Origin of the sequence: Aurantimonas endophytica (assembly GCF_014196845.1) — a bacterium.
GTDB classification, from domain to species: Bacteria; Pseudomonadota; Alphaproteobacteria; order Rhizobiales; family Rhizobiaceae; genus Aurantimonas; species Aurantimonas endophytica.
In genome coordinates, this window is sequence record NZ_JACIEM010000002.1 from 703,565 (window position 1) to 729,432 (window position 25,868).

General features: G+C 67.4%; 24 protein-coding genes and 1 tRNA gene. 9 read left to right on the plus strand and 16 right to left on the minus strand.

The features are described from left to right. Nucleotides 1–124 precede the first annotated feature (124 nt). Nucleotides 125–1,441, minus strand: coding sequence for a UDP-glucose dehydrogenase family protein (locus tag GGR03_RS10805; RefSeq protein ID WP_183207817.1), 1,317 nt, complete (start codon nucleotides 1,439–1,441; stop codon nucleotides 125–127). Between the two features lie 463 nt (nucleotides 1,442–1,904). Next, complete coding sequence (locus GGR03_RS10810) at nucleotides 1,905–2,117, minus strand: cold-shock protein (protein ID WP_163044716.1); 213 nt, start codon at nucleotides 2,115–2,117, stop codon at nucleotides 1,905–1,907. Nucleotides 2,118–2,409: 292 nt separating this feature from the next. Between GGR03_RS10810 and GGR03_RS10815 the strand changes: the two genes are divergently transcribed. Then, a tRNA-Pro gene (locus GGR03_RS10815) sits at nucleotides 2,410–2,486 on the plus strand. Nucleotides 2,487–2,568: 82 nt separating this feature from the next. Here GGR03_RS10815 and GGR03_RS10820 read toward each other — a convergent pair. Then, nucleotides 2,569–4,209 (minus strand): S8 family peptidase, encoded by a 1,641-nt coding sequence (locus GGR03_RS10820; protein ID WP_183207819.1) that lies wholly within the window; start codon nucleotides 4,207–4,209, stop codon nucleotides 2,569–2,571. Between the two features lie 370 nt (nucleotides 4,210–4,579). On the opposite strand from GGR03_RS10820, the gene GGR03_RS10825 reads away from it, so the two are divergent. Then, nucleotides 4,580–5,350: a cytochrome c oxidase assembly protein gene (locus GGR03_RS10825; RefSeq protein ID WP_183207821.1), complete on the plus strand. Its 771-nt coding sequence runs from the start codon at nucleotides 4,580–4,582 to the stop codon at nucleotides 5,348–5,350. After that, the gene (locus tag GGR03_RS10830) at nucleotides 5,347–5,856 is read left to right on the plus strand and encodes a CopD family protein (RefSeq protein WP_183207823.1); all 510 of its coding nucleotides are present in this window, start codon (nucleotides 5,347–5,349) and stop codon (nucleotides 5,854–5,856) included. Before GGR03_RS10825 ends, GGR03_RS10830 begins: the two co-directional genes overlap by 4 nt. Here GGR03_RS10830 and GGR03_RS24265 read toward each other — a convergent pair. Next, a complete protein-coding gene (locus GGR03_RS24265; protein WP_246367808.1) occupies nucleotides 5,834–6,334 on the minus strand; it encodes a DUF2231 domain-containing protein in 501 nt (166 codons plus the stop codon). The genes GGR03_RS10830 and GGR03_RS24265 overlap by 23 nt on opposite strands. Nucleotides 6,335–6,391: 57 nt before the next feature. Here GGR03_RS24265 and coxB point away from each other — a divergent pair, with 57 nt between their 5' ends. The 3 genes from coxB to GGR03_RS10845 are packed head-to-tail and all read left to right on the plus strand — an operon-like array spanning nucleotide 6,392 to nucleotide 9,956. Beyond that, a complete protein-coding gene (gene coxB, locus GGR03_RS24270) occupies nucleotides 6,392–7,069 on the plus strand; it encodes a cytochrome c oxidase subunit II (RefSeq protein ID WP_343058704.1) in 678 nt (225 codons plus the stop codon). After that, nucleotides 7,066–9,594 (plus strand): cytochrome c oxidase subunit I, encoded by a 2,529-nt coding sequence (ctaD, locus tag GGR03_RS10840; RefSeq protein ID WP_183207827.1) that lies wholly within the window; start codon nucleotides 7,066–7,068, stop codon nucleotides 9,592–9,594. Before coxB ends, ctaD begins: the two co-directional genes overlap by 4 nt. Before the next feature lie 23 nt (nucleotides 9,595–9,617). Continuing rightward, entirely contained in the window at nucleotides 9,618–9,956 is a 339-nt protein-coding gene (locus GGR03_RS10845; RefSeq protein ID WP_183207829.1) for a hypothetical protein, read from the plus strand. A gap of 10 nt (nucleotides 9,957–9,966) precedes the next feature. On the opposite strand, the gene GGR03_RS10850 is transcribed toward GGR03_RS10845, so the two are convergent. From GGR03_RS10850 to GGR03_RS10870, 5 genes are all read right to left on the minus strand, one after another. Then, nucleotides 9,967–10,299 carry a c-type cytochrome gene (locus GGR03_RS10850; RefSeq protein WP_183207831.1) on the minus strand — a complete coding sequence of 111 codons (333 nt, stop codon included), beginning with the start codon at nucleotides 10,297–10,299 and terminating at the stop codon, nucleotides 9,967–9,969. Nucleotides 10,300–10,301: 2 nt separating this feature from the next. After that, nucleotides 10,302–10,964 (minus strand): helix-turn-helix domain-containing protein, encoded by a 663-nt coding sequence (locus GGR03_RS10855; RefSeq protein ID WP_183207833.1) that lies wholly within the window; start codon nucleotides 10,962–10,964, stop codon nucleotides 10,302–10,304. Between the two features lie 82 nt (nucleotides 10,965–11,046). After that, nucleotides 11,047–11,463, minus strand: coding sequence for a response regulator transcription factor family protein (locus tag GGR03_RS10860; RefSeq protein ID WP_183207834.1), 417 nt, complete (start codon nucleotides 11,461–11,463; stop codon nucleotides 11,047–11,049). A 102-nt stretch (nucleotides 11,464–11,565) separates the two neighbouring features. Next, the gene (gene fixJ / locus GGR03_RS10865) at nucleotides 11,566–12,213 is read right to left on the minus strand and encodes a response regulator FixJ (protein ID WP_183207836.1); all 648 of its coding nucleotides are present in this window, start codon (nucleotides 12,211–12,213) and stop codon (nucleotides 11,566–11,568) included. Beyond that, nucleotides 12,200–13,705: a PAS domain-containing sensor histidine kinase gene (locus GGR03_RS10870; protein ID WP_183207838.1), complete on the minus strand. Its 1,506-nt coding sequence runs from the start codon at nucleotides 13,703–13,705 to the stop codon at nucleotides 12,200–12,202. The genes fixJ and GGR03_RS10870 overlap by 14 nt, the downstream gene beginning before the upstream one ends. A 228-nt stretch (nucleotides 13,706–13,933) precedes the next feature. Here GGR03_RS10870 and GGR03_RS10875 point away from each other — a divergent pair, with 228 nt between their 5' ends. Further along, nucleotides 13,934–14,758 carry a universal stress protein gene (locus tag GGR03_RS10875; protein WP_183207840.1) on the plus strand — a complete coding sequence of 275 codons (825 nt, stop codon included), beginning with the start codon at nucleotides 13,934–13,936 and terminating at the stop codon, nucleotides 14,756–14,758. Between the two features lie 22 nt (nucleotides 14,759–14,780). Here GGR03_RS10875 and GGR03_RS10880 read toward each other — a convergent pair whose 3' ends face one another. Further along, complete coding sequence (locus GGR03_RS10880) at nucleotides 14,781–15,407, minus strand: TerC family protein (RefSeq protein WP_183207842.1); 627 nt, start codon at nucleotides 15,405–15,407, stop codon at nucleotides 14,781–14,783. Between the two features lie 98 nt (nucleotides 15,408–15,505). Continuing rightward, entirely contained in the window at nucleotides 15,506–16,876 is a 1,371-nt protein-coding gene (locus tag GGR03_RS10885; protein WP_246367812.1) for a hypothetical protein, read from the minus strand. Between the two features lie 145 nt (nucleotides 16,877–17,021). On the opposite strand from GGR03_RS10885, the gene trhO reads away from it, so the two are divergent. Next, nucleotides 17,022–17,897, plus strand: coding sequence for an oxygen-dependent tRNA uridine(34) hydroxylase TrhO (gene trhO / locus GGR03_RS10890; protein WP_183207844.1), 876 nt, complete (start codon nucleotides 17,022–17,024; stop codon nucleotides 17,895–17,897). 6 nt (nucleotides 17,898–17,903) lie between these two features. Here trhO and ald read toward each other — a convergent pair whose 3' ends face one another. The 4 genes from ald to bla form a co-directional block, all read right to left on the minus strand. After that, nucleotides 17,904–19,019 carry an alanine dehydrogenase gene (gene ald / locus GGR03_RS10895; RefSeq protein WP_183207846.1) on the minus strand — a complete coding sequence of 372 codons (1,116 nt, stop codon included), beginning with the start codon at nucleotides 19,017–19,019 and terminating at the stop codon, nucleotides 17,904–17,906. Nucleotides 19,020–19,138: 119 nt separating this feature from the next. Next, nucleotides 19,139–20,611 carry a siroheme synthase CysG gene (gene cysG / locus GGR03_RS10900; protein ID WP_183208029.1) on the minus strand — a complete coding sequence of 491 codons (1,473 nt, stop codon included), beginning with the start codon at nucleotides 20,609–20,611 and terminating at the stop codon, nucleotides 19,139–19,141. Between the two features lie 256 nt (nucleotides 20,612–20,867). Next, nucleotides 20,868–22,493: an alpha-amylase family protein gene (locus tag GGR03_RS10905; RefSeq protein ID WP_183207847.1), complete on the minus strand. Its 1,626-nt coding sequence runs from the start codon at nucleotides 22,491–22,493 to the stop codon at nucleotides 20,868–20,870. Between the two features lie 187 nt (nucleotides 22,494–22,680). Next, nucleotides 22,681–23,583 (minus strand): class A beta-lactamase, encoded by a 903-nt coding sequence (bla, locus tag GGR03_RS10910; protein WP_252920196.1) that lies wholly within the window; start codon nucleotides 23,581–23,583, stop codon nucleotides 22,681–22,683. A 207-nt stretch (nucleotides 23,584–23,790) separates the two neighbouring features. Between bla and GGR03_RS10915 the strand changes: the two genes are divergently transcribed. Beyond that, on the plus strand, nucleotides 23,791–24,660 hold the full coding sequence (locus tag GGR03_RS10915) for a LysR family transcriptional regulator (RefSeq protein WP_183207849.1): 870 nt from the start codon (nucleotides 23,791–23,793) through the stop codon (nucleotides 24,658–24,660). A 19-nt stretch (nucleotides 24,661–24,679) separates the two neighbouring features. Here the strand turns inward: GGR03_RS10915 and pobA are convergent, their stop codons facing one another. Then, nucleotides 24,680–25,861 (minus strand): 4-hydroxybenzoate 3-monooxygenase, encoded by a 1,182-nt coding sequence (gene pobA, locus GGR03_RS10920; protein ID WP_183208033.1) that lies wholly within the window; start codon nucleotides 25,859–25,861, stop codon nucleotides 24,680–24,682. Nucleotides 25,862–25,868 lie beyond the last annotated feature (7 nt).

Below are 25,868 nucleotides of genomic sequence, written 5' to 3' on the forward strand. Positions count from 1 at the left end.
GCACGGCGTCCGTGCTTGTCCGATGCCGCAACGTAATCAGCAAACCGGCGGAATTGGCAAGTCGTCATGGGCGCCGGCCGACGGAAGCTTCGTCGGTCGGAAGCGCTGCTTTGGCGTCCGGCTATCAGGCCTCGGCGCGCTTTCGCCCGACGCCGACATAGCGGAAGCCGTGCCGCTCGACCTCCTCCGCCGGGTAGACATTGCGCAGGTCCACGAGCAGCGCCTCCGCCATCCTGCCGCGCAGCCGCGCGAAATCCAGGGCGCGGAACTCGTCCCATTCGGTGACCAGCACGAGCGCGTCCGCACCCTCGGCGATCTCGTAGGGATCCGTGCCGAAGACCACGCCGCTGGTCATCTCCCCCGCCGCCTCGACACCCTCCGGGTCGTAGGCGCGGATACTGGCACCCTTGTCCTGCAGCGCCTGGATGATCGCGAGGGAAGGGGCCTCGCGCATGTCGTCGGTATTGGGCTTGAAGGTCAGGCCGAGTATGGCGAGCGTCCTGCCGCGCACGTCTCCGCCGCAGGCAGCAATCACCTTGCGGGCCATGGCGCGCTTGCGGGTGTCGTTGACCGCGACCGTCGTCTCGACCAGCCGCATCGGGCTGTCGTGATCCTGCGCGGTCTTGACCAGCGCCAGCGTGTCCTTGGGAAAGCACGAGCCGCCATAGCCGGGGCCGGCATGCAGGAACTTGTCGCCGATGCGCTTGTCGAGGCCGATGCCCTTGGCGACCTTCTGGACGTCGGCCCCCACCTGCTCGCAGAGATCGGCGATCTCGTTGATGAAGGTGATCTTCATCGCCAGGAAGGCGTTGCCGGCGTATTTGATCAGCTCGGAGGTCCGACGCTCGCAGAAGAACAGCGGCGACTGGTTGAGATAGAGCGGGCGATACACCTCGCGCATCACTTTCTCCGCGCGCGGGTCTTCCGTGCCGATGACGATCCGGTCAGGCCGCTTGAAGTCGGCAATGGCAGCCCCTTCGCGCAGGAACTCCGGGTTCGACACGACGGCGAAGTCGGCATCGGGATTTTCCTGGCGGATGATCCGCTCGACCTCGTCGCCGGTGCCGACCGGTACCGTCGACTTGGTGACGACGACGGTGAACCCCTGCATCGCGCCGGCGATCTCGCGCGCCGCGGCGTGGACGTAGCTGAGGTCGGCATGGCCGTCGCCGCGTCGCGACGGCGTGCCGACCGCGATGAAGACGACATCCGCCTCGGATACGGGGTTTGTGAAATCGGTGGTGAAGCGCAGCCGCCCTGCCGCGAGGTTCGACTGGACCATCTGGTCGAGTCCCGGCTCGAAGATCGGGATCTCGCCCCGCTCCAGGGATTCGATCTTGGCGGCGATCTTGTCGATGCAGACCACCTCATGGCCGAAATCGGCAAAGCAGGCCCCGGAGACGAGGCCGACATAGCCGGAGCCGATCATTACCAGACGCATGAGTCCCCCACCGATCCTGTTACGCCACACGAATCAGCGTGTAGCGGCAATGCCTGATCTGCCGGCCATAGCGGCGCCCTGTTGCACTGGCGTGTCGCTTACCGCTTTCGCCTCGCCAACGCGACGTCGGGGGCAAATGGTCTGGTGAAAAGCCGAAACAGGCGGTCGCCGCACGCCATCGGCGCAGCCGCGACAGGCGGGCAAAGGGGACGTCGGTCGCATCGCGCGGGGCGGGTACCCGCATTTGCATCAGGGCGGGACGATCCCACGCTATCGCGTCGGGGGCGACATGCCGATCCCAAACAGCAAAAAGCCCCGCGTCCCTCACGGGAGCAGGGCCTTACAAGGCGGACCACCCTCAGGCGATCACGCACTACGCATCATGCATCGGACTGCCAGTACATCCGTGGTCAATCCAGTGCCGATGCGGCAGGCTCGCGGCTTTTCAGCCGCGCGCCAAACTTTAAGAGACGATCGACAGATTGTCGGCAGACATCTTGCCGCTCTTGCGGTCGGAGACGAGCTCGTAGGAGACCTTCTGGCCGTCCTTCAATCCGCTCAGACCAGCGCGCTCAACGGCGCTGATGTGGACGAAGGCATCATTGCCGCCGGAATCCGGCGCGATGAAACCAAAGCCCTTTTGGGAGTCAAACCATTTTACGGTTCCCGTCGTCATGGGAAACCCTTTCCATATATAATTCAGGCCGCTCCGCATTCGTCGCGGAGCGTTGTAGATCGATCTGTCAGGAGCGAATACTTGATCAAGGCGCTGCAAGCAGCACAAGTCCAACCAGTCCGGCCGTCTATCGACCCGTCTTATATGCACGCCGTCGCCGGCGATTACAAGGACAATCGGTGAAAGATCCGAAATTGTCCGCCGCCCGTGCCCGCCGAACGGCCTGCGAGGAGATTTGACGAAGCCGCTTGCGGCGACCCTGTGGCCCGGTTATATACCGCGCCGCAGGTCACGGAGTGTAGCGCAGCCTGGTAGCGCACCTCGTTCGGGACGAGGGGGTCGCAGGTTCGAATCCTGCCACTCCGACCAGCAACTTCCCGAAAAGCTTCTTCTCTTTCTTTTCCACGAGCAGACGCGTCAGGTGGCTACCGGCTCGTGGGCATGGAAGCCGTCATTCGGCAGCCGATCGTCCGGCGGCGCCCACCCAGCTGGCCGCCATGTCCACGGCGCGCTTGGCGTTGATCCGGCCCCATCCATAGAAGCGGCTCCACCCCCTTGCGTCGTATTCGCCGTTTTCCTCGTCGATGCGGTCGCAGGATCGCGCCAGGATCGAGCGAACCTCGTCACGGGTAAGGTTCGGCTCGACCGACAGCATCAGGGCCACCACGCCGCTGACGCCCGGACAGGAACTGGACGTGCCGCCGAACTTGTTGGTGAAATAGCCCTCGGCGTCCCCGGAAAGCGGGTGGCCGCTGTTGTATCCCCGCCTGCTGCCGATCCGGTCGGTCGTCCAGATGCCGGTCGTCAGAGGCGCGGGGCGTCCCGTCGGGTTGTGCGGGGCGTCATTGCTGGGGAACGTGCACCAGATCGCATCACCATGGTCGCTGTAGCCGCTCCGCACCCCGCGGTCGTTGCAGGCGGCGACCGCGATTACCTTGTCGTAGCTGGCATAGCCGTCCAGCCCGACATCCTCGTTGCCATTTCCGGCGGAAAACACGATGACGCAGCCGAGCCCGTTTCGCCCGTTCTTGGCCGCATAATCGATGGCCAGACGCGTGCTCGCGGGAATTGGCCAGGCGGTCTGGTGGGCCGGGTCGTTGTCCTTCTGCCAGTTGCCGTCGGGCGGACCCCAGCTGCATGAGATCACGTCGGCGCCGTTGTCAGCCGCCCACTGGAAGGCCTCGGCCTCCGCCGCCGTGCCCAACGTCATGGAGACGCGTATGGGCATGAGCTTGGCGTCGGGGGCAACGCCGGACGCGCCGCGGACGCCGCTCGCGCAGGCGACGCCGGCGCAGGCGGTGCCATGGTTCTCCGGCTCCAGGGGCTTGGGATCTTTCGGCCTTGGATCGTCAACCCCGAGAATGGCATCGCGCGGCGCGATGATCTTACCTTCGAACTCGGGATGGTCGATATCGAAGCCGTCGTCGAGGATGGCGATAGTGACGCCCTTGCCGGTGGCGACGGCGAGCGCTGCGGCGACATTGGCGTGGGCGACGACCGGCGTTTCCCCGATCGTCGCTTCTGCAAGGTGCCATTGCTGGGGATAGACCGCTTTGGACGATCCCTCGCGGACGATTTCCGGATGGCAGTACTCGACGCCTTCGCGTTCGAGCAGGGCCGCGGCGATGTCGAAGACCTTCTGGCCCTGCCCGTCGGCCGAGACGAACCAGGCGTTCGGCGCGTAGGCGACCTTGTGCTTCACCGTCACCTGGTGCTCGTCGAGTATGGCAAGGCAGTCGGCCTCGCTCATGCCGTCGACGAATTTGATGAACAGGTTCTCGGTGTAGGCGATGGGCGTGCCGGCCTCGTCCACCAGTACGCGCCCGGCAAACCGGACGTCCGGCATCTCCCGCAGCTGCGCCTTGGCATCCGCGACCGCTGCCGCGGTTCCTTCGGGCACCCGGTAGATGCCGACATTCGCCTCGGGAAAGCTTGCGGCCAGGCCCGAGTCCGGCAAAGCGAGCTCGAGCGGGCCGGGAACCGGCGGGCGTCTCATGACGATGGGCCGGTGCGTCCGGACCGCGATGAAATCGTTCGACTGCCGGAGCGGCGTGGCCGGCTCATCCTTGCGACCGAAATGCACCTCAGCCATGGCGCGGCCTCCGTCACGCGTTCGTTGAAAAAAGTTGGGAAGCTGCCACTGGCTCGCCTGGATGAAGCTGCCCCAACCGCTGGCCCGAACGTAAAGCTCAGGAATGCTTATCTAAAGTATTGACCAAAAATATACTGATCAAACTTGAGTGTCAATCCGTACTTCCTCTGCGAAATAGGCAAAACTAGAGACGACTTCACTCCCTGCTGGCGCAGTTGCCGAGGGGCGTCGCATGCTCGGTACTGGCCGCATGAGACGGCAAGGCTGGGGGCAGCGGCCGCATAAGCGACGTTTTCATATTGTCACGGCGCATCCGGGCCATAGGTTTGCCTGACGTCCATGCGTCGAGCCGAGGGGAACACACCGCGACATGACGCCACTCACGACACCCGAGGCCTTCGATCCCTATTGCGGGGCGCCACCACCGCCCGGTGAGCTTCTTGCCGCATGGAACGGCGACCCGGTCCTGATCGCTTCGCTCGCCCTGGCGACGATTGCAGGCTTTTGGGTTCTGCGCGGCGATGGCCGGGGCAGGGCGCGATTGTGGCACGCCGGCGCCATGCTGATGCTGGTCGCGGCGTTTCTCTCCCCCCTCTGCGCTCTCTCGTCGGCGTTGTTTTCGGCGCGCGTGGTCCATCATCTGCTGCTGATTGCCGTCGCGGCGCCGATGCTGGCGCTGGCCTTCCCGAAGCGGCGCGCCGGCGGCACCGCCCTGCTGTCGTTGCTCGTCGCCGTCCACCTCGTCGCCGTGTGGTTCTGGCATGCACCGCAGCCATACGAAACGGCACTTTCGAGCGACACGATCTACTGGACGATGGAGCTGACGCTGCTGGTCTCGGGCGTCCTGCTCTGGCGCGAGTTGACGGCGCCGGCAGCCCCGGTCGGGCGTATCCTCATGGCGCATCTGACGCTGATCGTGCAGATGGGCTTGCTGGGCGCGCTGATCACCTTCGCGCCGGAGCCGCTGTACGCGCCGCATTTCCTGACGACGACGCCCTACGGCCTGTCGGCGCTCGACGACCAGCAACTCGCCGGGCTGATCATGTGGGTGCCGGCAATCGCGCCTTACCTGCTGGCGGCGCTGCTGGCGCTCGACAGCCTGATCCGCGACGGGTTCGGGCAGAAGGGGCAGGCGGTTTGACCATCGTCTGGCTGAAGAGCCTACACATCGCGGCGCTGGTGATCTGGTGCGGCGGGCTGCTGACGCTGCCGATCCTTTTGACCCAGCGAGAGGCGGCCGGAGAACGCGGCGCGGAAATCGACCGGCTGCACACCTTCACCCGCTTTGCCTATATCGCGCTGGTATCGCCGGCCGCCTTCATCGCGATCGGTTCCGGCACTGCACTCATCCTGATAGGCGAGATCTTCACGGTCTGGCTGGCGGTCAAGCTGGTCTTCGTCGGGTTCCTCGTGTTCCTGCACGTCTGGCTGGGCCTGCTCGTCCTGTCCGTCTTCAAGTCCGGCAAGGACTTCCGTCCCTGGCGCGCGATCTCGGGCGTCGTGACGATCAGCCTGACGGTCTCGGCAATCCTCTGGGTGGTGCTGGCCAAACCGGACATCTCGACGGATTTCCTGCCGTCGGTGTTCCATGAGCCGGGCGGCCTCGGCCGGCTCGCCGGCGACCTCATTCCTGGTCTGACACCATGATCCCGACGCCGTGATGAAGGATCAGCTTGCCCCCATGCCAGCCTGCCAGACCCGTGAACACGCTGGCCAGCGCCGACAGCGCCAGGCCGAGCGGCAGCACCGCGTCCGGATCGACGAGGCGCAGGCCCCAGTTCATGCCGGCGATCGACAGGAGCATCATCGCCGCGATGGCGTGAGTCCAGCTTGCCGCGCGGCTTCTGATGCCGCGCACCAGCAGCAGCTCGGCGGTGCCGGCCATGCCCGCCAGGACGCCGAGGCAGAAGGCGAAACCCGCCGACCAGACACTTGCCCGCAGCCAGAATTCGTCGCCCGACCACCAGTAGAAGACGTCGCAGCCGAGCGTCGCGATGACGAGGGCGATCGGGAAATGCACGCTCATGGCGTGGATCGGATGACCCGCGACGGCCACGGCAGAGCTCGTGTCCATCTCGCTGATCTTCTTCATCACCGGGCTGACGGGCGATTCGGTCTTGCTCATGGGGCGTCTCCGCGCGCTTGGTCGGGATGGCGGCCGGCGCGTCTTGCCGCCCTGCTTTTGCCAATTGGGCTGTCCGGCTGCGCTGGCAACCTCTCGGCCCTCGATCCCGCCGGTCCGGCGGCGCGATCGACTGCGACACTTTGGTGGGTGATGGCCGCCGGCGGGACGGCGATCTTCATTCTGGTCATGGTTCTCCTGACCATCGCCTTCATGCGCCCTGGCATCGGCCGCGACGTCGATCCCAAGCGCTGGCTGATCTGGGGCGGCCTGGTGTTTCCCGGCATCGTCCTCAGCGCGCTGCTGACCTTCGCTCTCCTGACCGGCGAACGCCTCCTTGCGCATCCGCAGACGCCGGGCGTGGTGACGGTCGAGGCGCGGCCGCATCAATGGTACTGGGAGTTCCACTATCCCGGCCTTACCGACACGGTGACCAACGAGGTGCTGCACATTCCGGCCGGCGTGCCCGTCGACATCCGCGTCGTCGGCACCGACGTCATCCATTCCTTCTGGGTGCCGCGGCTCGGCGGCAAGATCGACGCCATCCCCGGCCACGTCAATGTGATCCGCCTGACCGCCGACCGGCCCGGTACCTTCGGCGGGGTCTGCGCCGAATTCTGCGGCGCCGGCCATGTCGCGATGGGCTTCTCGGTGATCGCCCACCCCGCCGAAGCCTTCGAGCAGGCGCTGAACGAAGCGCAGGCGGCGCCCCCACCCGAAACGCAGGAACAGCCGTGAGCGACACCACCGCGACCACCGAACCGGTGACGCTGCACCACGAGCTGGAGTCGATCTGGCGCACGCCGCCGGGTCTCGGCCGGCTTTCCGCCGTCAATCACACGATCGTCGGCCGGCGCTTCATCATCGCCGCCTTCACCTTCTTCGCGATCGGCGGCGTCCTTGCCATGCTGATCCGCGCCCAGCTGGCGACCCCGAACAGCGCCTTCGTCGGGCCGGACGTCTACAACCAGATCTTCACCATGCACGGCACGGTGATGATGTTCCTGTTCGCGATCCCGCTGTTCGAGGGACTGTCGATCTACTTCCTCCCGAAGATGCTGGGCGCGCGCGATCTCGCGTTTCCGCGGCTCTCGGCCTTCGGCTTCTACTGCTACATCTTCGGCGGCTCGATCCTGATCGTCGCGATGATCGCCGGCTATGCGCCGGACAGCGGCTGGTTCATGTACACGCCGCTCTCCTCCGGGCGCTATTCGCCGGGCATCAATGCCGATGTCTGGCTGCTTGGCGTCACCTTCGTTGAAATTTCCGCGGTTGCCGCTGCGGTCGAGTTCACGGTCTCGATCCTGAAGTTCCGCGCGCCCGGAATGTCGCTCGCCCGCATGCCGCTGTTCGCCTGGTACATCCTCGTGACCTCGGGGATGATGCTGGTCGGCTTCCCGCCGCTGATCCTCGGCTCGATCCTGCTCGAGCTTGAGCGGGCCTTCGACCTGCCGTTCTTCGACCCGACGCGGGGCGGTGACCCGCTTCTGTGGCAGCATCTGTTCTGGCTGTTCGGCCACCCCGAGGTCTACATCATCTTCCTGCCGGCGGCCGGCGTCATCTCCACGATCCTGCCGGTGCTCGTCGGCCGCGACATCCTCGGCTATGCCTGGATCGTGGTGGCGATCGTCGCGATGGGCTTTCTGTCCTTCGGGCTCTGGGTCCACCACATGTTCACGGTGGGCATACCGCATCTGGCGCAGGCCTTCTTCTCGGCCGCCAGCGTCCTGGTCGCCATCCCGACAGCGGTGCAGATCTTTCTCTGGATCGGCACGCTAATGGCCGGCCGGCCCCGAATGTCGGTGCCGATGCTCTATCTGCTCGGCTTCTTCTTCGTCTTCGTCTGCGGCGGGCTGACCGGCGTCATGCTGGCCATCGTGCCGTTCGACTGGCAGGCGCACGACACGCATTTCGTCGTGGCGCATCTCCATTACGTGCTGGTCGGGGGCTTCGTCTTCCCGATGCTGGCTGCGGCCTATTACTGGCTGCCGCATTTCACCGGGCGACAGCCGCTTTACGGCGTCGGCAAGGTGGCGTTCTGGCTGATCTTCATCGGCTTCAACACGACCTTCCTGATCATGCATCTCACCGGCCTGCTCGGCATGCCGCGGCGCTATTACACCTACGCGCCGGAATTCGGCTGGACCGGCCTCAACCTGATCTCATCGGTCGGCGGCTTCGTCATGACGATGGGCTTCGCGCTCTTCGCCGTCGACATGTTCGCCCAGGCACGCTTCGGCCGCCGCGCGGCGCGCAACCCATGGAACGCCGGCTCGCTCGAATGGGCGACGGCGACGCCGCCGCCCTCCTACGGCTTCGCCTCGCTGCCCGCGGTCTCGAGCCGCTCGCCGCTGCGGGACCGCCCCGACCTCGGGTCGGAACTTGCCGCCGGTGGTGGCTATCTCGCCGGCACCCGCAACGACTGGCAGGAGACGCTGGTCGTGGAGATGGCGACCGGCAAGCCGCAGCACATCGCGATCCTGCCGCAACCGACCTTCCTGCCGCTGGCCACCGCCGCCGCCATCGGGGTGTTCGTGCTGTCGCTGCTGTTCAAGGTGTATCTGCTGTCGCTCGCCGTCGTCCCGGCGGTGCTGGTGATGTTCCTCCTGTGGACGCGGGCGACTGGCGCCGAGATCGACCGCGGCCCGCTGCCGGTCGGTCACGGTCTCGACCTGCCGATCCACGCCGAGGTGCCGCATCCGGCGTCCTGGTGGGCGATGCTGTTCCTGCTCGTCGCCAACGCGACGCTGTTCGGGTCGCTGGCCTTCGGGGCGCTGTTCCTCTGGCTGGTTGCGCCGGGCTGGCCGCCGCCCGCCCTCGTGGAACTGCCGCTGCTCAAGGCCGCCGGCCTCGCCGCTGCGCTGGTCGTCGCGTCCGCCGCCGGCCATCTCGGCCTCGCACCGCTCGCCAAGCGCGACCGGCCGAGCGAGCTCGGCCTTGTCCTCGCCGCCCTCGGCCACGCTGTCGCCGCGGGGCTCGCTATCTGGATCTGCGTCGCCGACATCCCGGCGCCGAGGTCGCATGCCTATCTCGCCGTCACGGCGGCGCTGATCGGCTATGTCGCGCTGCATGCAGGGATCGGCCTCGTCCTGGCGCTGTTCACGCTCTATCGCAACCGCGCCGGCTACGTGTCGTCGCGGCGCAGCGGCGATCTGCGGACCGCCTGCCTCTGGCACGACTACACGGCGCTCACCGGCCTTGCGGCGGTGGCGCTGGTCTATCTGCTGCCGGTGCTCGTGACGTTCCGGGATGCCCAGCCATGACCGGCCGGAGCACGGGCACGGTTTTGCTGCTGCTGATCGCCGGCATGATGATCTGGGGTTCGGCCTTCCTCATGCTCTATGCCGTCCTTTCGGTCGGCTGCGAGCTGGGATGGGCGACCGCGGCCCTCGGGCCCATCAGCCTGCTGCGGGTCATTCTGATCGGGGTGTGGCTGTTCCATCTCGCGCTGATCGCCGGCCTGCTGCTGTGGACGTACCGCCGCAAGCAGGCCGTGGAGAGCGGCGCCGAAGGTGCTGAAGTCGACACGTTCTTTGCCGGCAACGTGCTCGTGGCGACGATCGTCGCCGCGGTCGCGACGGTCATCAACTACGCCCCGATCCTCGGCCTGTCGCTCTGCCTGTAGGCCGGTGCCGTCAGTGCGACTGGATGCTCTCGAGATAGGCGATGATCGCAGCGATCTGCACCGGCTCTGCGGTGAACTCGGGCATGTCGGGATGACCCGTCACGATGCCCTCCGCCAGCGATTCCTGCAGCGCCGAAACCGGATAGCGCTCCGACAGGGTACGGAAGGCCGGCGCTTCCGGATGCGGGCTGTTGCCCTCCCGGTCGATCGCGTGGCATCGGCTGCAGCGCTCCTCTAGAAGCGCCCGGCCCTCGGCGATGATCGCGGCGTCCTGCGCTGATGCGCCGCTTGCCGTGATCGCCGTCGCAAGCGCCAGCAGCGCGAGGCGGTATCGCCCTGTCATGCTCACTCGCCCATCTGGTGCAGCGCGTCCCATTTCAGGATCTCGACGCTGCGTGAGTTGGTCAGCCTGATGATCTTGCGTTCCTTGAGTCGCGAGAACACCCGCGAGACGGTCTCGATGGTGAGGCCGAGATAGTCGCCGATATCCATCCGCGACATCGGCAGGTCGACGTGGCCGGATGCGCCCTGGCGCTCGGCCATGTCGATGAGGAAGGCGGCCACCCGTTCGATTGCCGTGTGCCGGCCGAGCACGAGCAGATGATCCTGCGCCCGCATCAGGCTGCGCAGGGCGAGCGGCAGGAGGTCGCGCGAAATGTCGGCGCCGGGGGAGAGGCGGAACCGGCGGAGCGACGTGGAAGTGATCGCCTCGGCGAAGAAATGATGCGCGTTATCGGCCTCGAAGCCGAAAATCTCGCCGGGAAGATGAAAGGCGCTGATCTGTCGCCGTCCGTCGGCGAGGAGGCGGTAGACGCGGATCGCGCCATACTCGACCTGGTATATCGCCTCGGCCCGCCCGCCATCGGCATAGATCTCGGCGCCGGCGGGATAGAAGCTGAGCGGCTGCATCTGCGTGGGAGAAAAGACCGAGGGCATGGCGTCGTCGACGCGCGGCGAAACCGACGGGTGGAAGCGCGTGGCCGAATTGGCGGTGCTGTGGGCGAGCATGGCTGGTCTCCATCGAATCTCGATGGTTCAGGAATGCCGAAATCGGAGCGCCCGCGATATTCGGTTATATCCGTCCGGAAAACTACGTAGTCGTCGTCGGCAGCAGGCTTTCGCCGCCATCGTCGGAGCGATCCAGAGCCCTGCCGGCAAGCCCCCGAGGTATGACGTTTCCCTGCAACGCCCGCACCGTTCCCACCAGCGCATCCCATTGCAGCGGCTTGACGAGGATCGCTATGTCGTCGTGGCCGGCGCAGGCCGGGGGCCGCGCGACCAGCAGGATGACGGGCTTGGCGAAGCGCTGCAGCGCCCGCATTGCCGCACCACGGTCATCCAGGACGTCTTCGTCGACGACCGCGCAGCTGGCCAGATCGAGCAGCCGCGAGCGTTTCGCCGACTCCAGCCCGTCATGCGCGTCGACGGTCAGGTTCTCCGCTTCCAGCGCGAACTGGAGCGAGCGTCGAAGGGCACTGTCTGCGGCAATAACGAAAATCACGCTCATCGATGCCAATAGCGATGCTCTGCGCGAGCGCCTCGAGGGCCGGACGGAATGTCCGACAGCTCGCCTTTACGCTGGGGGGGCACCGTCAGGCATTGCGGCAGATCAAATGCGCGGAGATCGCGTCGCGGCGGCTTGCGGCTCGAGTTCGGCGAGCAGCGCCATGCGGACCAGCTCCGCGAGACTGCCCGCCTGCATCTTGGTCATGATGTTGGCGCGGTGCACCTCGACCGTGCGCGGGCTGATGTCGAGATCGAAGGCAATGGTCTTGTTGGCGAGCCCGGCGACGACGCCGGACAGGACCTGGCGCTCGCGCTCGGTCAGCTGTTCGAGCCGGGCATGGATCGCCGGCACCGAATGCGCCTTGTCGGGACGTGCGAGCAGTTCCGTTGCGGCCTTGCGCACGGCCGCGACCAGCACGTCTTCCTCGAAGGGTTTTTCGATGAAGTCGAGCGCCCCGGCCTTCATCGCCTCCACCGCCATCGGCACGTCGCCATGGCCCGTGACGACGATCGCCGGCATCAGTGCCTGCGCCTCGCTCAACCGCCGCAACAGCTCCACGCCGCTCATGTCCGGCATCCGAAGGTCGGTGACGAGACAGCCCTTCTCCAGCGTCGGCGCGACGGTCAGGAACGCCGTCGCGGATGCATGCACGCGAACGGTGAAGCCGCACATGGTCAGGAGGAAGGCCAGTGACTTCCTGACCGATTCCTCGTCGTCGACGATGTGGACGGTGTAGCTACCGCTCTCCATGGGTGTCCTCGCCTTTCAGTGCCGGAAGCGAGAAGCGGAAGGTCGCCCCGCCCTGCCGGTTCCGGCTGATCGATATCGTTCCGCCATGGGCTTCGACGATGCGCTTGGAGATCGAGAGGCCGATGCCCATGCCGCCTGGCTTGGTGGTCACAAAGGGCCGGAACAGCTGAGCCGCGACCTCGTCGGAAATACCGGTCCCGGTGTCCGATACTTCGACGATGACGTCGCCCTGTCCGTTGAAGAGGGTCCGGACCAGGAGTTCCCGTTGCTGGCTGTCGCGCATCGCCTCCATGGCGTTGCGCATGAGGTTGATCAGCACCTGTTGGATCTGGACCCGGTCGACCAGCACCTTCACCGGCCCCGGCGCGAACTCGAAATCCGATCGTATGCCGCGCTCGCGCGACCCGACGAGCGCCAGCGTCCCGGCCTCTTCGATGAGTCGCCGAAGGTCCTCCGGCAGTTTCTGGCTCTCGCCGCGCGTGACGAACTCGCGCAGATGTCTGATGATCTGGCCGGCCCGCAGCGATTGCTGCGCGGTTTCCTCCAGCGCCCCGCGCATCCTGGCGGCGAGGCTGTCGTCCATGTCGCGGAGCAGCCGGACGCAACCTTGGGCGTAATTGGCGATCGCCGACAGCGGCTGGTTGAGCTCGTGGGCGAGGGTGGACGCCATTTCGCCGAGCTCGTTGAGCCGGGCAAGCCGGGCAAGCTCGCCTTCGATCTCGCTGAGGCGAGCGGCCGATTCCTCGCGTTCCGTCAAATCGCGGACGAAGCCGGTGAAGAGCGTGCGGTTGCCGACCTTGAACTCCCCGACCGCCAGCTTCATCGGGAAGGTGGAGCCGTCCTTGCGCCGGCCGAACACGACCCGGTCGACGCCGATGATCCGCTTCTCGCCGGTTTCGAGATAGCGCTGCATGTAGCCGTCATGCTCGCGGTGATACGGTTCCGGCATCAGGATGCGGACATTCTCGCCGACGACCTCGCACTCGTCATAGCCGAACTGTCGCGTCGCCGCGGCGTTGAAGGAGACGATGTTGCCGCTGGTCTCGATCACCACGGTGGCGTCGAGCACCGTGTCGAGGATCGACTGGATATGCATCTCGCTGGCACCGAGCGCCCGGCTCGCGCGGTCGGCAAGGCCGATGCTGCTGCGCAGCAGCGCTCCCACTGCGACCGCGACGAGCCCCGCCAGCGCGAAGGCGGCGTAGCTCCAGGCTCCCGCCGCTGCGACCTCCTGGATGGCAAGCCCGCCCGCCAGGGCGAGCACGAGTGCGACCAGCGCCGGGCCGGCGCCACCGGAGACCGCCACGGCGAGGATGAGCGGAACGGCGAGCAACAGCCCCGGCTGGCTCTCGCCGAGACGCGTCAGCCCCAGGCCGACAGAGGCGGCAGCCGCCCCCAGAGCGAGCAGATACGCCCACACGCCCTCCGTGCGTAACCCTGCGGTCGCCCGGATCGCGTGGTCGCGCGTCTCGATATGGTCGATGGTCGACATGCAGGAATTGCCAGAATCGGAGGGCGAGGATCCGCCCGGACGGGATCGCGACCCAGAAACCAGCATTGCGCCGCCCGATCAAGACTTGCTTCGCGCGGGATCCCGGAAGGGGCGAGCCGACGACTGCTCCGACGTTGACGCAGGTCAAGGTGCGGCCCGACCGTCGGCGCCAGTGTGCATCCGACGGGGCCTGCGGGGAGAAGGCCGGCTCCACGGGAGTAAGGGTCGATGTACAAGACGATCGTCGTTTGCCTGAAGGATACGCGCAGCGCCGCGGCGCTGACGGCGATGGCGCTCGGACTGGCCGAGCGGCAGCGCGCCCATCTCGTCGGCCTGCATGTGGCGCCGGATGTCTTTGTCGGCGTGCCGGCGGAGGTCTCCCTGGACTACATCGAGCAGGCGCAGAAGCAGATCGAAGCGGATGCCACCGCGAACGAAACGACGTTTCGTGACCTCGCGGCGGCCAGCGGCATCGATGCCGAGTGGCGTCTCGAGCTTGCGCAGGGGCCGGGCTACGAGGCCGCCGTCACCCGCCACGTGCGCTGCGCGGATCTGGTGATCACCGGCCAGCCGGACGGCTTTGCCTGGCGGGGCGGGGATCTGCTGACCGAGATCCTGCTCGACTCGGGCCGCCCGATTCTCTTCCTTCCCTATGCAGGCACTTTCCCCAGGCTCGGCGAGCGGGTCCTCGTCGCGTGGAACGGCGGCCGGGAAGCCGCGCGCGCAGCCTTCGACGCTGTTCCGCTCCTAAGGGAGGCGCGAAACGTGCGGATCCTGATGATCGACCCGCCGCGCGGCCCTTCGTCGGGCCTGGCTCCTGCCGATGATCTGGCCGTCGCCTTGGCGCGGCATGGGGTTCCGGTCGAGGCGGCGCGCACGACGAGCGGCGGTCTCGCGGTCGGCGACGCGCTGCTCAACGACATCTCCGATCACGGCGCCGACCTTCTGGTGATGGGCTGCTACGGCCACTCCCGCTTCCGCGAATTGCTGTTCGGCGGGGTTACCCGGCACATTCTGGAGCACATGACCGTGCCGGTGCTGATGTCGCGCTGAGCAGGAGTTCGGGCCGGGAACGTCAGCCGAGGACGAAAGGCGCCACCTCGAGCCAGCCTTCGTAGATCATCTTCAGGGCCACGTAGAGCACGATGGCGAGGCCGACGAAGCCGATCCAGCGGTAACGGCCGAGCAGCCGGGCGATCAGCGACGCGGCAAGCCCCATCATCGCGATGGAAAGGACGAGGCCGGCCGCCAGCACCCAGAAATGCTCGCGCGCCGCCCCTGCGACGGCGAGCACGTTGTCGAGCGACATCGAAACGTCGGCGACGATGATCTGCCAGACCGCCTGGCCGAGGCTCTTGCGGGGCGCAGCGTCGCCGACGGCCTCTCCCTCGCCGTCGACAGCTCCCGGATGAGGCGCCGGTGCCCGCAGCTCCTGCCACATCTTCCAGCAAACCCAGAGCAGCAGAAGTCCACCGGCGAGCAGCAGGCCGATGATGGCGAGGAGTTCGATCGCCACGGCCGCCAGCCCGATGCGCAGCACCGTGGCGGCGATGATGCCGACCAGGATGGCTTTCGCCCGCTGGTCGCGCGGCAGCCCTGCGGCGGCAAGCCCGATGACCACCGCGTTGTCGCCGGCGAGCACCAGGTCGATCATGATCACCTGGAGCAGCGCGGTGAGCGATTCCGTCGTGAGAAATTCCATAGGGAGGATCCCGATGCGCCCCGGGCGCGGACCGGCAGCAGGTGGGACGCTGCCGGCAGCTTGGTAAGGAGGACGAGGGCCGATCTCTGTGCAGACAGCTAAAGAAATGCAGCCAGAGCCACGGAAACGGAGAGCGCAAGCCCGGTAACGAGAGTGAACGACCGGTTCCAGACAACGCCGACGCGCCAGGCGGTGGTGTGGCCGAGCCGGCCGACCAGCAGCGTCGTCGCCGTGAAGGGCGACGTCGCGCCCGCCAGCGCCCAGCCGGCGGTCAACGCCACGACGACGGCATTCGGCGAGACGCCCATCGCCGCAGCATCGGGCAGGAGCGGGGCGAGCAGCGAGACGGACAGGATCGGGTTCATGCCGAGCTGGCCGAGCAGCGGGATGAACCAGACGAGCGACACGAGGATCGCCCAGGCCGGCAGTGTCGAAAGGCCCAGCGACTGCCCGGCGAACATCGGCTCAAGCAGCGCTCCGCCGACGGTTCCGATGATCCCGGCCATCACCAGGAGCACGAGCTCCGAGTGATAGGAGGGCACGTCGACGAAGGCGATCTGGCCGAGCCGCTTGCCGGTCTCCCTGACGTTCGCATGGGTCTGGATGACGATCCATCCAACGGCGATCACCGGCACCAGCAACATCACCACCGCGATCACCCGCAGCCCGGTCATCACCTCGAGGATCGATACGCCGGCGAAAAGCAGCAGCAGCAGCATGAGCAGGGGGCGCAGGTCCCGCCAGCTGCCCATCGGCCGCCGCGCCGGGGGAGGCTGCGTCAGCCGCGGCTTGAAGATCGTGTCCAACGCCCAGCCGACGAAGGTGATCAGCACGGCGTTGAAGATCGCGATCGACGCCGCGCCACTCCAGGTGGAGCCGGGAACCACCGAGGTCGATATCGCCATGGCGAAGGCGAGCGGCGACCAGGTGAGGGAAGCGACGAAGCCGCGCTGGATGGCCAGCAGCATGCGGCGGTTGCGGATCTCGCGAACCTCGGCATTGGCCTCGCGGCTGGCGATGCTCTCGGTCAGCCCGCCCAGCAGCGAGATCGCGCCGTAGCTGAGGATGAGCGCGAAGAGATGGCCGCCCATGGTCAGCGACAGGTAGCGCTTGCCGGGCGGCTGGCTCGCCAGGTACTGCCCGCAGCGCTCGATCGCGGGCGAGGCCGACGCCGGGTTGCGCAGCGACGCGAGCGCGATGAAGAAGGCGGCGATGAACGCCCCTTGTTCCAGACCGCGCAGCGAAACCGCCTGCCAGTCCGGGCGCAGCGCGATGACGGCCACGACCAGCACCAGTCCCACTGCGACGAACCCCTGCCGCGACCAGTGCGCCCGCGGCGTGGCCAGTACCAGGAATGCGACCACCCCGACCGCCGCCACGAGCGACGCCGTCTCGCTGCCGATCCACTCGCGCAGGACGACGGCGATCGCAGTGACGATCAGCACGATACCGATGACACGGTCGATCAAGCGGGGAATGCTCCGGAGACTCGCGGCGGGTTCAGTATCCTTCTCTTAGCATCTCCCGCGCGCCGGTCACCGCCGCGGCTGCATTTTCTGCTCGGCCATCCCCGTTTGCGTTGAACAGGCGGGGGCGGGGCGGCTATGACGGCGCATGACCCTCACTGTCGCAACTTTCTACCGGTTCGTGCCCCTTGAAGATCTGCCGGCGCTGCAGGAGGCGCTGCACGCCGCCTGCCTCGAACACGGGCTGCGCGGCACGATCCTGATCGCTCCCGAAGGCATCAACGGCACGCTCGCCGGTTCTGCAACCGGCATCGAGACGATGCTGGGCGATCTCGACGAGCGCTGCGGCATCCGGTCGGGCGAAGTGAAGCTGTCCGAAGCGACGGAATGGCCCTTCGCGCGGCTCAAGGTCCGGATCCGGCCGGAGATCATCACCATGCGTGCACCGGAAGCCGACCCCGCGGCACTCGCCGGCACCTATGTCGAGCCTGGAGACTGGAACGCTTTGCTCGCCGACCCGGAGGTCTTGCTGCTCGACACCCGCAACCGCTACGAAACCAAGGTCGGGACCTTCGCCGGCGCCGTCGATCCCGGCCTCGACAATTTCACTGACTTCAAGGCGTTCGTCGAGAGCGAGCTCGACCCGGCGCGCCACACCAAGGTGGCGATGTTCTGCACCGGCGGCATTCGCTGCGAGAAGGCCTCCGCCTTCATGCGCGCCAGGGGCTTTCCAGAGGTCTTCCACCTCAAGGGCGGCATCCTGCAGTATCTGGAGGACGTGCCGGAGGCAGACAGCCGCTGGCGCGGCGAATGCTATGTGTTCGACGGCAGGGTCGCGGTCGGGCACGGCCTCTCGCCGACCGGCTGGACGGCGTGCTTCGGCTGCGGCAACCCGTTGTCGCCGGAAGACCTGCGCGCCCCGGAATACGAGCCGGGCGTCTCCTGCCCGGCCTGCATCGGCGAACTGACGCCGGAAAAGGCCGCCTCGCTGCGCGAGCGCCAGCGCCAGATGCTGGCGGAATAGGGCGGCTCAGGCGGCGATGGCCCGCTGCGGGTCGACGAGCTCGCGCCCGAGCGACTCGGCGACGGCGCGATTGGTGATCTGGCCGCGATGCACGTTCAGCCCGTGCAGCAGATGCGGATCGGCAAGCAACGCCGCGAGCCCGTGATCGGCCAGCGCCAGGCCGAAGGGCAGCGTCGCGTTGTTCAGGGCATGCGCCGAGGTGATCGGCACGGCGCCCGGCATGTTGGCGACGCAGTAATGCACGACGCCCTCCACCTCGAAGGTCGGCTCCGCGTGGGTCGTCGGATGGGAAGTCTCGAAGCAGCCGCCCTGGTCGATGGCGACGTCGACGAGCACGGCGCCTTTCTTCATGCCGGAGAGCATCTGCCGCGTGACCAGCTGCGGCGCCGAGGCGCCGGGGATCAGCACCGCGCCGATTACTGCGTCGGCCGCGAAGACCTCTTCCTCGATGGCGGTCTTGGTCGAGTAGCGGGTGTGGACGCGGCCGGCGAAGAGATCGTCGAGCTCGCGCAGCCGCGGGATCGACCGGTCGAGGATGGTGACGGTGGCGCCGAGGCCGATCGCCATCTTGGCGGCCTCCTTGCCGACCACCCCGCCGCCGATGATCACCACCTTGGCGGAAGCGACGCCCGGCACGCCGCCCAGCAGCACGCCGCGGCCGCCCTGCGCCTTCTCGAGCGCCCGCGCCGCCGCCTGGATCGACAGGCGTCCGGCCACTTCCGACATCGGCGCCAGCAGCGGCAGGCCGCCGCGCGCGTCGGTCACCGTCTCGTAGGCGATGGCGGTGACGCCGGAGGCGATCAGCCCCTCGGTCTGTCTGGGGTCCGGCGCCAGGTGCAAATAGGTGTAGAGGATCTGGCCATCGCGCAGTTGCACCCATTCGTGCGGCTGCGGCTCCTTCACCTTCACCACCATGTCGGCGCGGGCGAAGACGTCCGCTGCGTCGGCGGCGATCTCGGCGCCCGCCGCTTCGTAGTCGCCGTCGCTGGCGTCGATGCCGGCGCCGGCGCCCGTCTCGACCAGCACGCTGTGGCCATGCGCGACATATTCGCGGGCGGCCGAAGGCGTCAGGCCGACGCGGTATTCGTGGTTCTTGATTTCTCGGGGGCAGCCGACGCGCATGAGGCTCCTTGCGGGGTTTGGCCGACTCCTTGTCCGCCGGCGCTATCGCGCTGCGTCAGAAGGACCGACGTCGCATGCCGGAGTTTGCGTCCCGCCGCGCCCGGACGCAAGCGCCGGCGTCAGCTGGCTTCGGCTGCGGCGACCGCGTCTTCGGTCAAGTGTTCGGCAGCCGCCGCGGCTTCGGCGAACACCCGGCCGACGCCGATGAGGATCGGCCGCTCGTAGCCGATCTCGCCGACGAGGGCGGCCAGCCCGGCAAGCGTGCCGGCGCCGCGGGTCTCGTCGTCGCGGCTGAGATTGGCCGCGACCGCGACCGGTGTCTGCGGCGACAGGCCATGCGCGATCAGCTGCTCGGCGATGCGTCCGGCCATGCGTCCGCCCATGTAGAACACGGTCGTCACGTGGTCGTCGGCGAGTGCCGCCCAGTCGAGATCGTCCGGCAGGCCGCCCTTGCGGGAATGGCCGGTGACGAAGCGCAGCTGCTGGGCGCGGTCGCGATGCGTCAGCGACACGCCGAAGCTTGCGGCCAGCGCGGAGGCCGCGGTGATGCCGGGCACGATGGCGACGGGAATGTTCTCCTGCGCCAGCGCGGCGATCTCCTCGCCGGCCCGGCCGAACACCGAGACGTCGCCGGATTTCAGCCGCACGACGTGCTTGCCGGCCTTCGCGAAGGCCACCATCATCCGGTTGATGTCCTCCTGCCGGCAGCTGTCGCGGGCGGCGCGCTTGCCGACCAGGAAGCGGCGCGCCTCGCGCCGGGCGAGTTCGAGCACGGCATCGGAGATCAAATCGTCGAACAGGATGACGTCGGCGGACTGCAGGGCCCTGACGGCCTTCAGCGTCAAAAGCTCGGCTTCGCCCGGGCCGGCACCGACCAGCGTCACGCGCCCGGCCGCTTCGCCGGATAACGGCCCCCGCGCCAGTTCCTCGATCAGCCTGTTCGCCGTCGCCTCGTCGATCGGGCCGGGATCGCGGGGCGTGAAGGCAGCGTCGGCAAAGCGCTCCCAGAAGGCGCGCCGCAGCGGGCCGGGCGCCAGCTTCTCCATCGCCGCCCCGCGCAGACGCGCCGCCAGCTGCGCCCAGCCGGCGAGCGCCGGCGGCAGCAATGTCTCGATGCGGCGGCGGATGGCCTGCCCGACGATCGGCGCGGCACCATCGGTGGAAATGCCGACGACGACCGGCGAGCGGTTGACGATCGACCCGAAATTGAAGTCGCAGAAGGCCGGCTTGTCGACGACGTTGACTGGCACCCCGGCGGCCCGGGCGGCACAGGCAAAGGCCTGGCCCTCTTGCGCGCTCTCGGTGTCGGCGACGGCCAGCGCGGCATGGTCGAAGATATCGATCGACCATGGCCGGTCGTGATGCACGATCGTCCCGATCGATGCGTCTGCCTCGTCCGGATTGCTGCCGGGGATCGCCAGCAGTTCGGCCATTTCCGGGTCGATCTCGTCGGCAGGGGTATAGAGATCGATGCGGGCACCCGCCGCGCGCAGCAGCTCGGCCTTCCACGCCGCGCCCGGGCCGCCGCCGGCCATCACCACCCGCCGGCCGGAGAGCCCGAAGAACACCGGCAGGCTCGCCAGCGGCCCCATCCGCGCCGGGCGCTCAGGAGCGCCGGTCAGGTCACCCGCCGGTGTCTCGACAGGTTCGATGTGCGGGCGCTCGGCCATGTTCGCGTCCTCGAAGACTCCTACTCGACCCATGGATAGACCGGGCCCGCCCCACAGGCGAGATCAAATATTGCGCAAATGCAGCATGCGGGAGATCATCCTTGAGGCGACGGCCCGTGCAGAAGTAGGATCGCCCCTTCCTTCCTGGCCCGAAGCGCGGGCACGTCGACGTTCTTCTTCACTCGTCTCCTGCAACCCGCAGCCACTCGTAGCCGAAGGCGCCGAGGCGAATGCGACAGGCGCCGCCGGTTCGGTCGATATCGATACCCGACTGCAGCAACGGCCGGACCGGCGCACCCGCGACCGTCTCGCCGCAATCGATCGTCACCGGCGCCTCGCCGAGATTGTGGAGCGTCAGGATCCGCCCGCCCCGCCACTCGGCGAGCAGCGCGACGACGCTGGTTTCGCCGAGGTCAATCACCCGGCAGCTGCCCCAGCCGATTTCCGGCGCGCTACGCCTTGCGCGGATTAGGCGCTGGGTCACCGAAAACATCGAGTTCGGGTCAACCCGCTGGCTCTCGGCATTCACATGCGCATAGGCAAACGGCCCGTCGGCAACCGGCTGGCGGACGCAATCTTCCGGCGCCGCCTTCGAGAAACCGCCGTTCGGCTCGCTCGACCACTGCATCGGGGTTCGCACCGCCGTCCTTTCCGGCAGGTCCAGATTGTCGCCCATGCCGATCTCGTCGCCGTACCAGATCACCGGCGTGCCCGGCAGCGAAAGCATCAGGCTCATCGCCATCTCGATGCGCCGCTCGTCGCCTCCGAGCATCGGCGCCAGCCGTCGGCGGATGCCGCGATCATAGATCTGCATCGACTTCTCGGGCCCGAAGGCCGCGAACGCCTCCTGGCGCTCCTCGTCCGAGAGCCGGCCAAGATCGATCTCGTCATGATTGCGCAGGAATGTCGCCCATTGCGACGTGGGAGGAATTTCCGGCAGCTTCTCGAGGAAGTCGCGGACGGGTGCGCCGTCGCGGCGCGCCAGCGCCAGGAACAGTCGCTGGTTCAGCGGGAAGTTGAAGATCAGGTTCAACCGGTCGCCGTCGCCGAAATAATCGCCGGCTTCCTCCATCGGAATGTTCGCCTCGGCGAGCAGGATCGCCTCCGCCTGCCGCCAGTCGAGGAACTGGCGCATCCGCCCGAGATAGTCGTGCGGCGAACCGCCGGTCTCGGCATTAACGAGGTCCTCGATCAGGAAGGGCACGGCGTCGATCCGGAAGCCGGAGACGCCGAGCGCCAGCCAGAAACCCATGATCCGGTCGATCTCTTCGCGCACTTCGGGGTTGGCGATGTTGAGGTCGGCCTGGTGCTTGTAGAAGCGGTGGAAGTAGTATTCCTGCCGCTTGCGGTCGAAGGTCCAGGTGGATTCCTGGACGCCCGGGAAGATCACGCCCTTGGCGTGGTCCTCCGGCCGCTCCTTCTTCCATACATACCAGTCCTTGTATTTCGGATGGCCGGCGCGGCTCGCCTGGAACCAGGGATGCTCGATCGAGGAATGGTTGACGACGAGGTCGACGATGACCTTCAGCCCGCGATCGCGCGCGGCATGGGTGAACTCGACGAAGTCTCCGAGCGTGCCGAGGCGGGAATCGACGCCGAAATAGTCGGAGATGTCGTAGCCGTTGTCCTTGTTCGGCGTCGGATAGAACGGCAGCAGCCAGATGCAGTTGGCCCCGAGCGCCTCGATATGGTCGAGACGGTCGGTCAGGCCCTTGAAGTCGCCGATCCCGTCGCCGTCCTGGTCCATAAAGGCATCGACGTCGACGCAGTAGATGACGGCGTTCTTGTACCAGAGGTTCAGCATCCGGCGCTCCTGAGGATTTGTCGACGGGAGCGCAGATAGGGCAGCAGCGCCCGACATCCGGCAGAAAGTCGGATCGCGGGGCTTGGATTTGCCGATAGAGGCGCCGGGTCCGGCGGGTGGATCGCCCGATAAGAGGAGGGGGCAGGAGCCGCGCGAGGTCGTCTCCTGCCTCTTTCGCCTCGTCCGGTCAGGCGCCGAGCGCTTCGGCGACCGCCTGGCCGACCGCGGCGATCGCGGCGTTGCGGTCGTCGATCGTCGCCTCGGTCTCGGTGATGTAGACGCTGACGATCATCGGCTTGCGGTTCGGCGGATAGAGGATGGCGATGTCGTTCGCCGTGCCGTATGCGCCGGTGCCGGTCTTGTCGCCGACCCGCCAATCCCGGGGCACGCCGGCGCGCAGCCGCGTGTCGCCGGTCTTGTTGGCGAGCATCCAGTCGGTGAACTGCCTGGTCGAGGCCGCGGAGAGGCTGCCGCCGAGGGTCAGCGCGGCAAGGCTCGTCACCATGGCGTCCGGCGTCGTGGTGTCGCGTGGATCGCCCGGCGTCGCCTCGTTGAGTTCCGGCTCGATCCGGTCGAGACGCGTCTCGGCATCGCCCAGCGAGCGGGCGAACGCGGTGATGGCCGACGGACCGCCGAGGCTTTCCAGGATGAGGTTCGCCGCCGTGTTGTCGCTGAGGGTTACAGCGGCCTCGCAAAGCTCCGCCAGCGTCATGCCTTCGCCGCCGACCCGGGTCTCGGTACCCGGCGAGTAGGGGACGAGGTCGCTCTTTGCGAAGACGATCCGGCGGCCGAGGTCCTCCTCGCCGGCATCGACCCTGGCCAGGACGGCGCCGCTGGCGATCGCCTTGAACGTGCTGCACATCGGAAAGCGCTCGTTGCCGCGGCGCGTCCATCGGCGACCCGTCTCCGTGTCGAGGACCGCGACGCCGAGACGAGCCGTCAGGCCGTCTTCGATCTCCGCGAGTCGCCGCGCGAAGGCGTCCTCGCCCGTCTGCGAAAAAGCGCGGGCCGTGCCGCCGAGAGTCAATCCTCCGGCCAGTGCCGTGCCAAGCATCATCGAAAAGCTGCGCCGCGTCAGCGTGTGTTTCACGTTGCCCTCCAGGGTCGGTCATGGGGTGAATTCGGCCATATGTCGGCCAGCATCGATCGATGGCTCGCCGCAGCAAGCCCTCGCAGAATTAATGACAATCGGACATGTCTGCCGCTTGTCCTGCCGACAAGGAGGAGATTATCTGCCCGGCGCGGTGGCCACAAACCACGATATTTGCCATCTGCCATGAATTGAATTGGGGCATCTATGGTCAGGCCATACCTGCCGCTCAATGCCCTGCGGGCATTCGAGGCCTCGGCCCGGCATCTGAGCTTCACTCGCGCGGCGATCGAACTGCACGTCACCCAGGCGGCGGTTAGCCACCAGGTGAAGGTGCTGGAAACCCGGCTCAACGTCGTCCTGTTCAAGCGCCTGCCGCGCGGCCTGATGATCACCGCCGAGGGCGAGGCGCTGCTGCCGGTGCTGCGCGATTCCTTCGATCGCATGGCGGACATGCTGGAGCGTTTCGAGAACGGCCATGTGCGCGAGGTGGTGATGGTCGGCGCGGTCGGGACGTTTGCGGTCGGCTGGCTGCTGCCGCGCCTGCCGGCCTTCCGCGAGAAATACCCGCATGTCGATCTGCGCCTGTCGACCAACAACAACCGGGTCGATCTCGCCGCCGAGGGCCTCGACTATGCGATCCGCTTCGGCCGCGGCGCCTGGCAGGGGATCGATGCCGTGCCGCTGTTCGAGGCGCCGCTGTCGGTGCTGTGCGTGCCAGCCATCGCCGACGAGTTGCACCGGCCCGCGGACCTCACCAACCAGACGCTGCTGCGCTCCTATCGCAGCGACGAGTGGACCAGCTGGTTCGCCGCGGCCGGCATCGCCGAGCCGTCCTCGCTGCTGCGCGGGATCGTCTTCGATTCCTCGCTGGCGATGATGGAGGCGGCGCTGCAGGGCGCCGGCGTCGCGCTGGCGCCGCCGATGATGTTCGCCCGGCATCTGGCGATGGGCGCGGTCAGGCAGCCCTTCGAGATCTATACCTCGATGGGCAGCTACTGGCTGACGCGGGTGCAGTCGCGCACGCCGACGCCGGCCATGGAGGCCTTTGCCGACTGGATCGCCACCGCCACCTGATCGATCCTGCTCTCGGACATCAAAGATGCGGCAAGCCGACATAGTTCTCCGCCAGCGCCGTCTGCGCGGCGCGGGAGCCGGCGAGATAGTCGAACTCCGCCTCCTGGATCCGCTGGCCGAAGCCGCCGTCGTCCTCGAAGCGGTGCATCAGAGACGTGAACCACCAGGAGAAGCGCTCCGCCTTCCACACCCGGGCGAGCGCCGTGGCGGAATAGGCGTCGAGCAGTCCGTCCTCGTGTTCCTTGAAATGCGCGATCAGCGCCTGGCTGAGGAAATGGACGTCGGAGACCGCGAGGTTGAGCCCCTTGGCGCCGGTCGGCGGCACGATATGGGCGGCGTCGCCGGCAAGGAACAGCCGGCCGTGCCGCATCGGCTCGGCGACGAAGGAGCGCAGCGGCGCGATCGACTTCTCGATCGAAGGTCCGCGCTGCAACTGCGCCGCGGCGCGCTCGGGCAGCCGCGCCGCCAGCTCGTCGTAGAAGCGTTCGTCCGACCAGTCCTCGACCCGGTCGCCCACCGGACACTGGACATAATAGCGCGACAGCAAAGGGCTGCGCAGTGAGCAGAGGGCAAAGCCGCGGCTGTGATGCGCGTAGATCAACTCGTCCTGGACCGGCGGCATGCGGGTCAGCACGCCCAGCCAGCCAAACGGATAGACCCGCTCGAATGTCCTGATCCTGTCGGCCGGAATGGCCTGCCGGCAGACGCCGTGAAATCCGTCGCACCCCGCGACGAAGTCGCATTCGAGCCGGTGCTCGCCCGCCGCGGTGCGGAAGGTGACGAAGGGCGTCTCGGTGGCGAGATCCTGTGGCCGCACATCCTCGGCCCCGTGGACGATCGGCACGCCGGCCGCATCCAGCGCGTCGTAGAGGTCGCGGGTGACCTCGGTCTGGCCGTAGACAGTCACGGTCTTGCCGCCGGCAAGGCCGCGCAGGTCGACGTGCAGCATCTCGCCGCGCCAGGCGATGTCGAACCCGTCATGGACGAGGCCTTCCCGGTCCATGCGGGCGCCCACCCCCGCGAGGCGCAGCAGATCGACGGTGCCCTGCTCGAGCACACCGGCGCGGATCCGCGACAGCACGTGGTCCCGGCTCTTGCGCTCCAGCACGACGCAGTCGATGCCGGCCCGGTAGAGCAGCAGCGCCAGCAGGAGGCCCGCGGGCCCGCCGCCGACGATGGCGACGCGGGTGCGCCGCGGAATGCGCCCG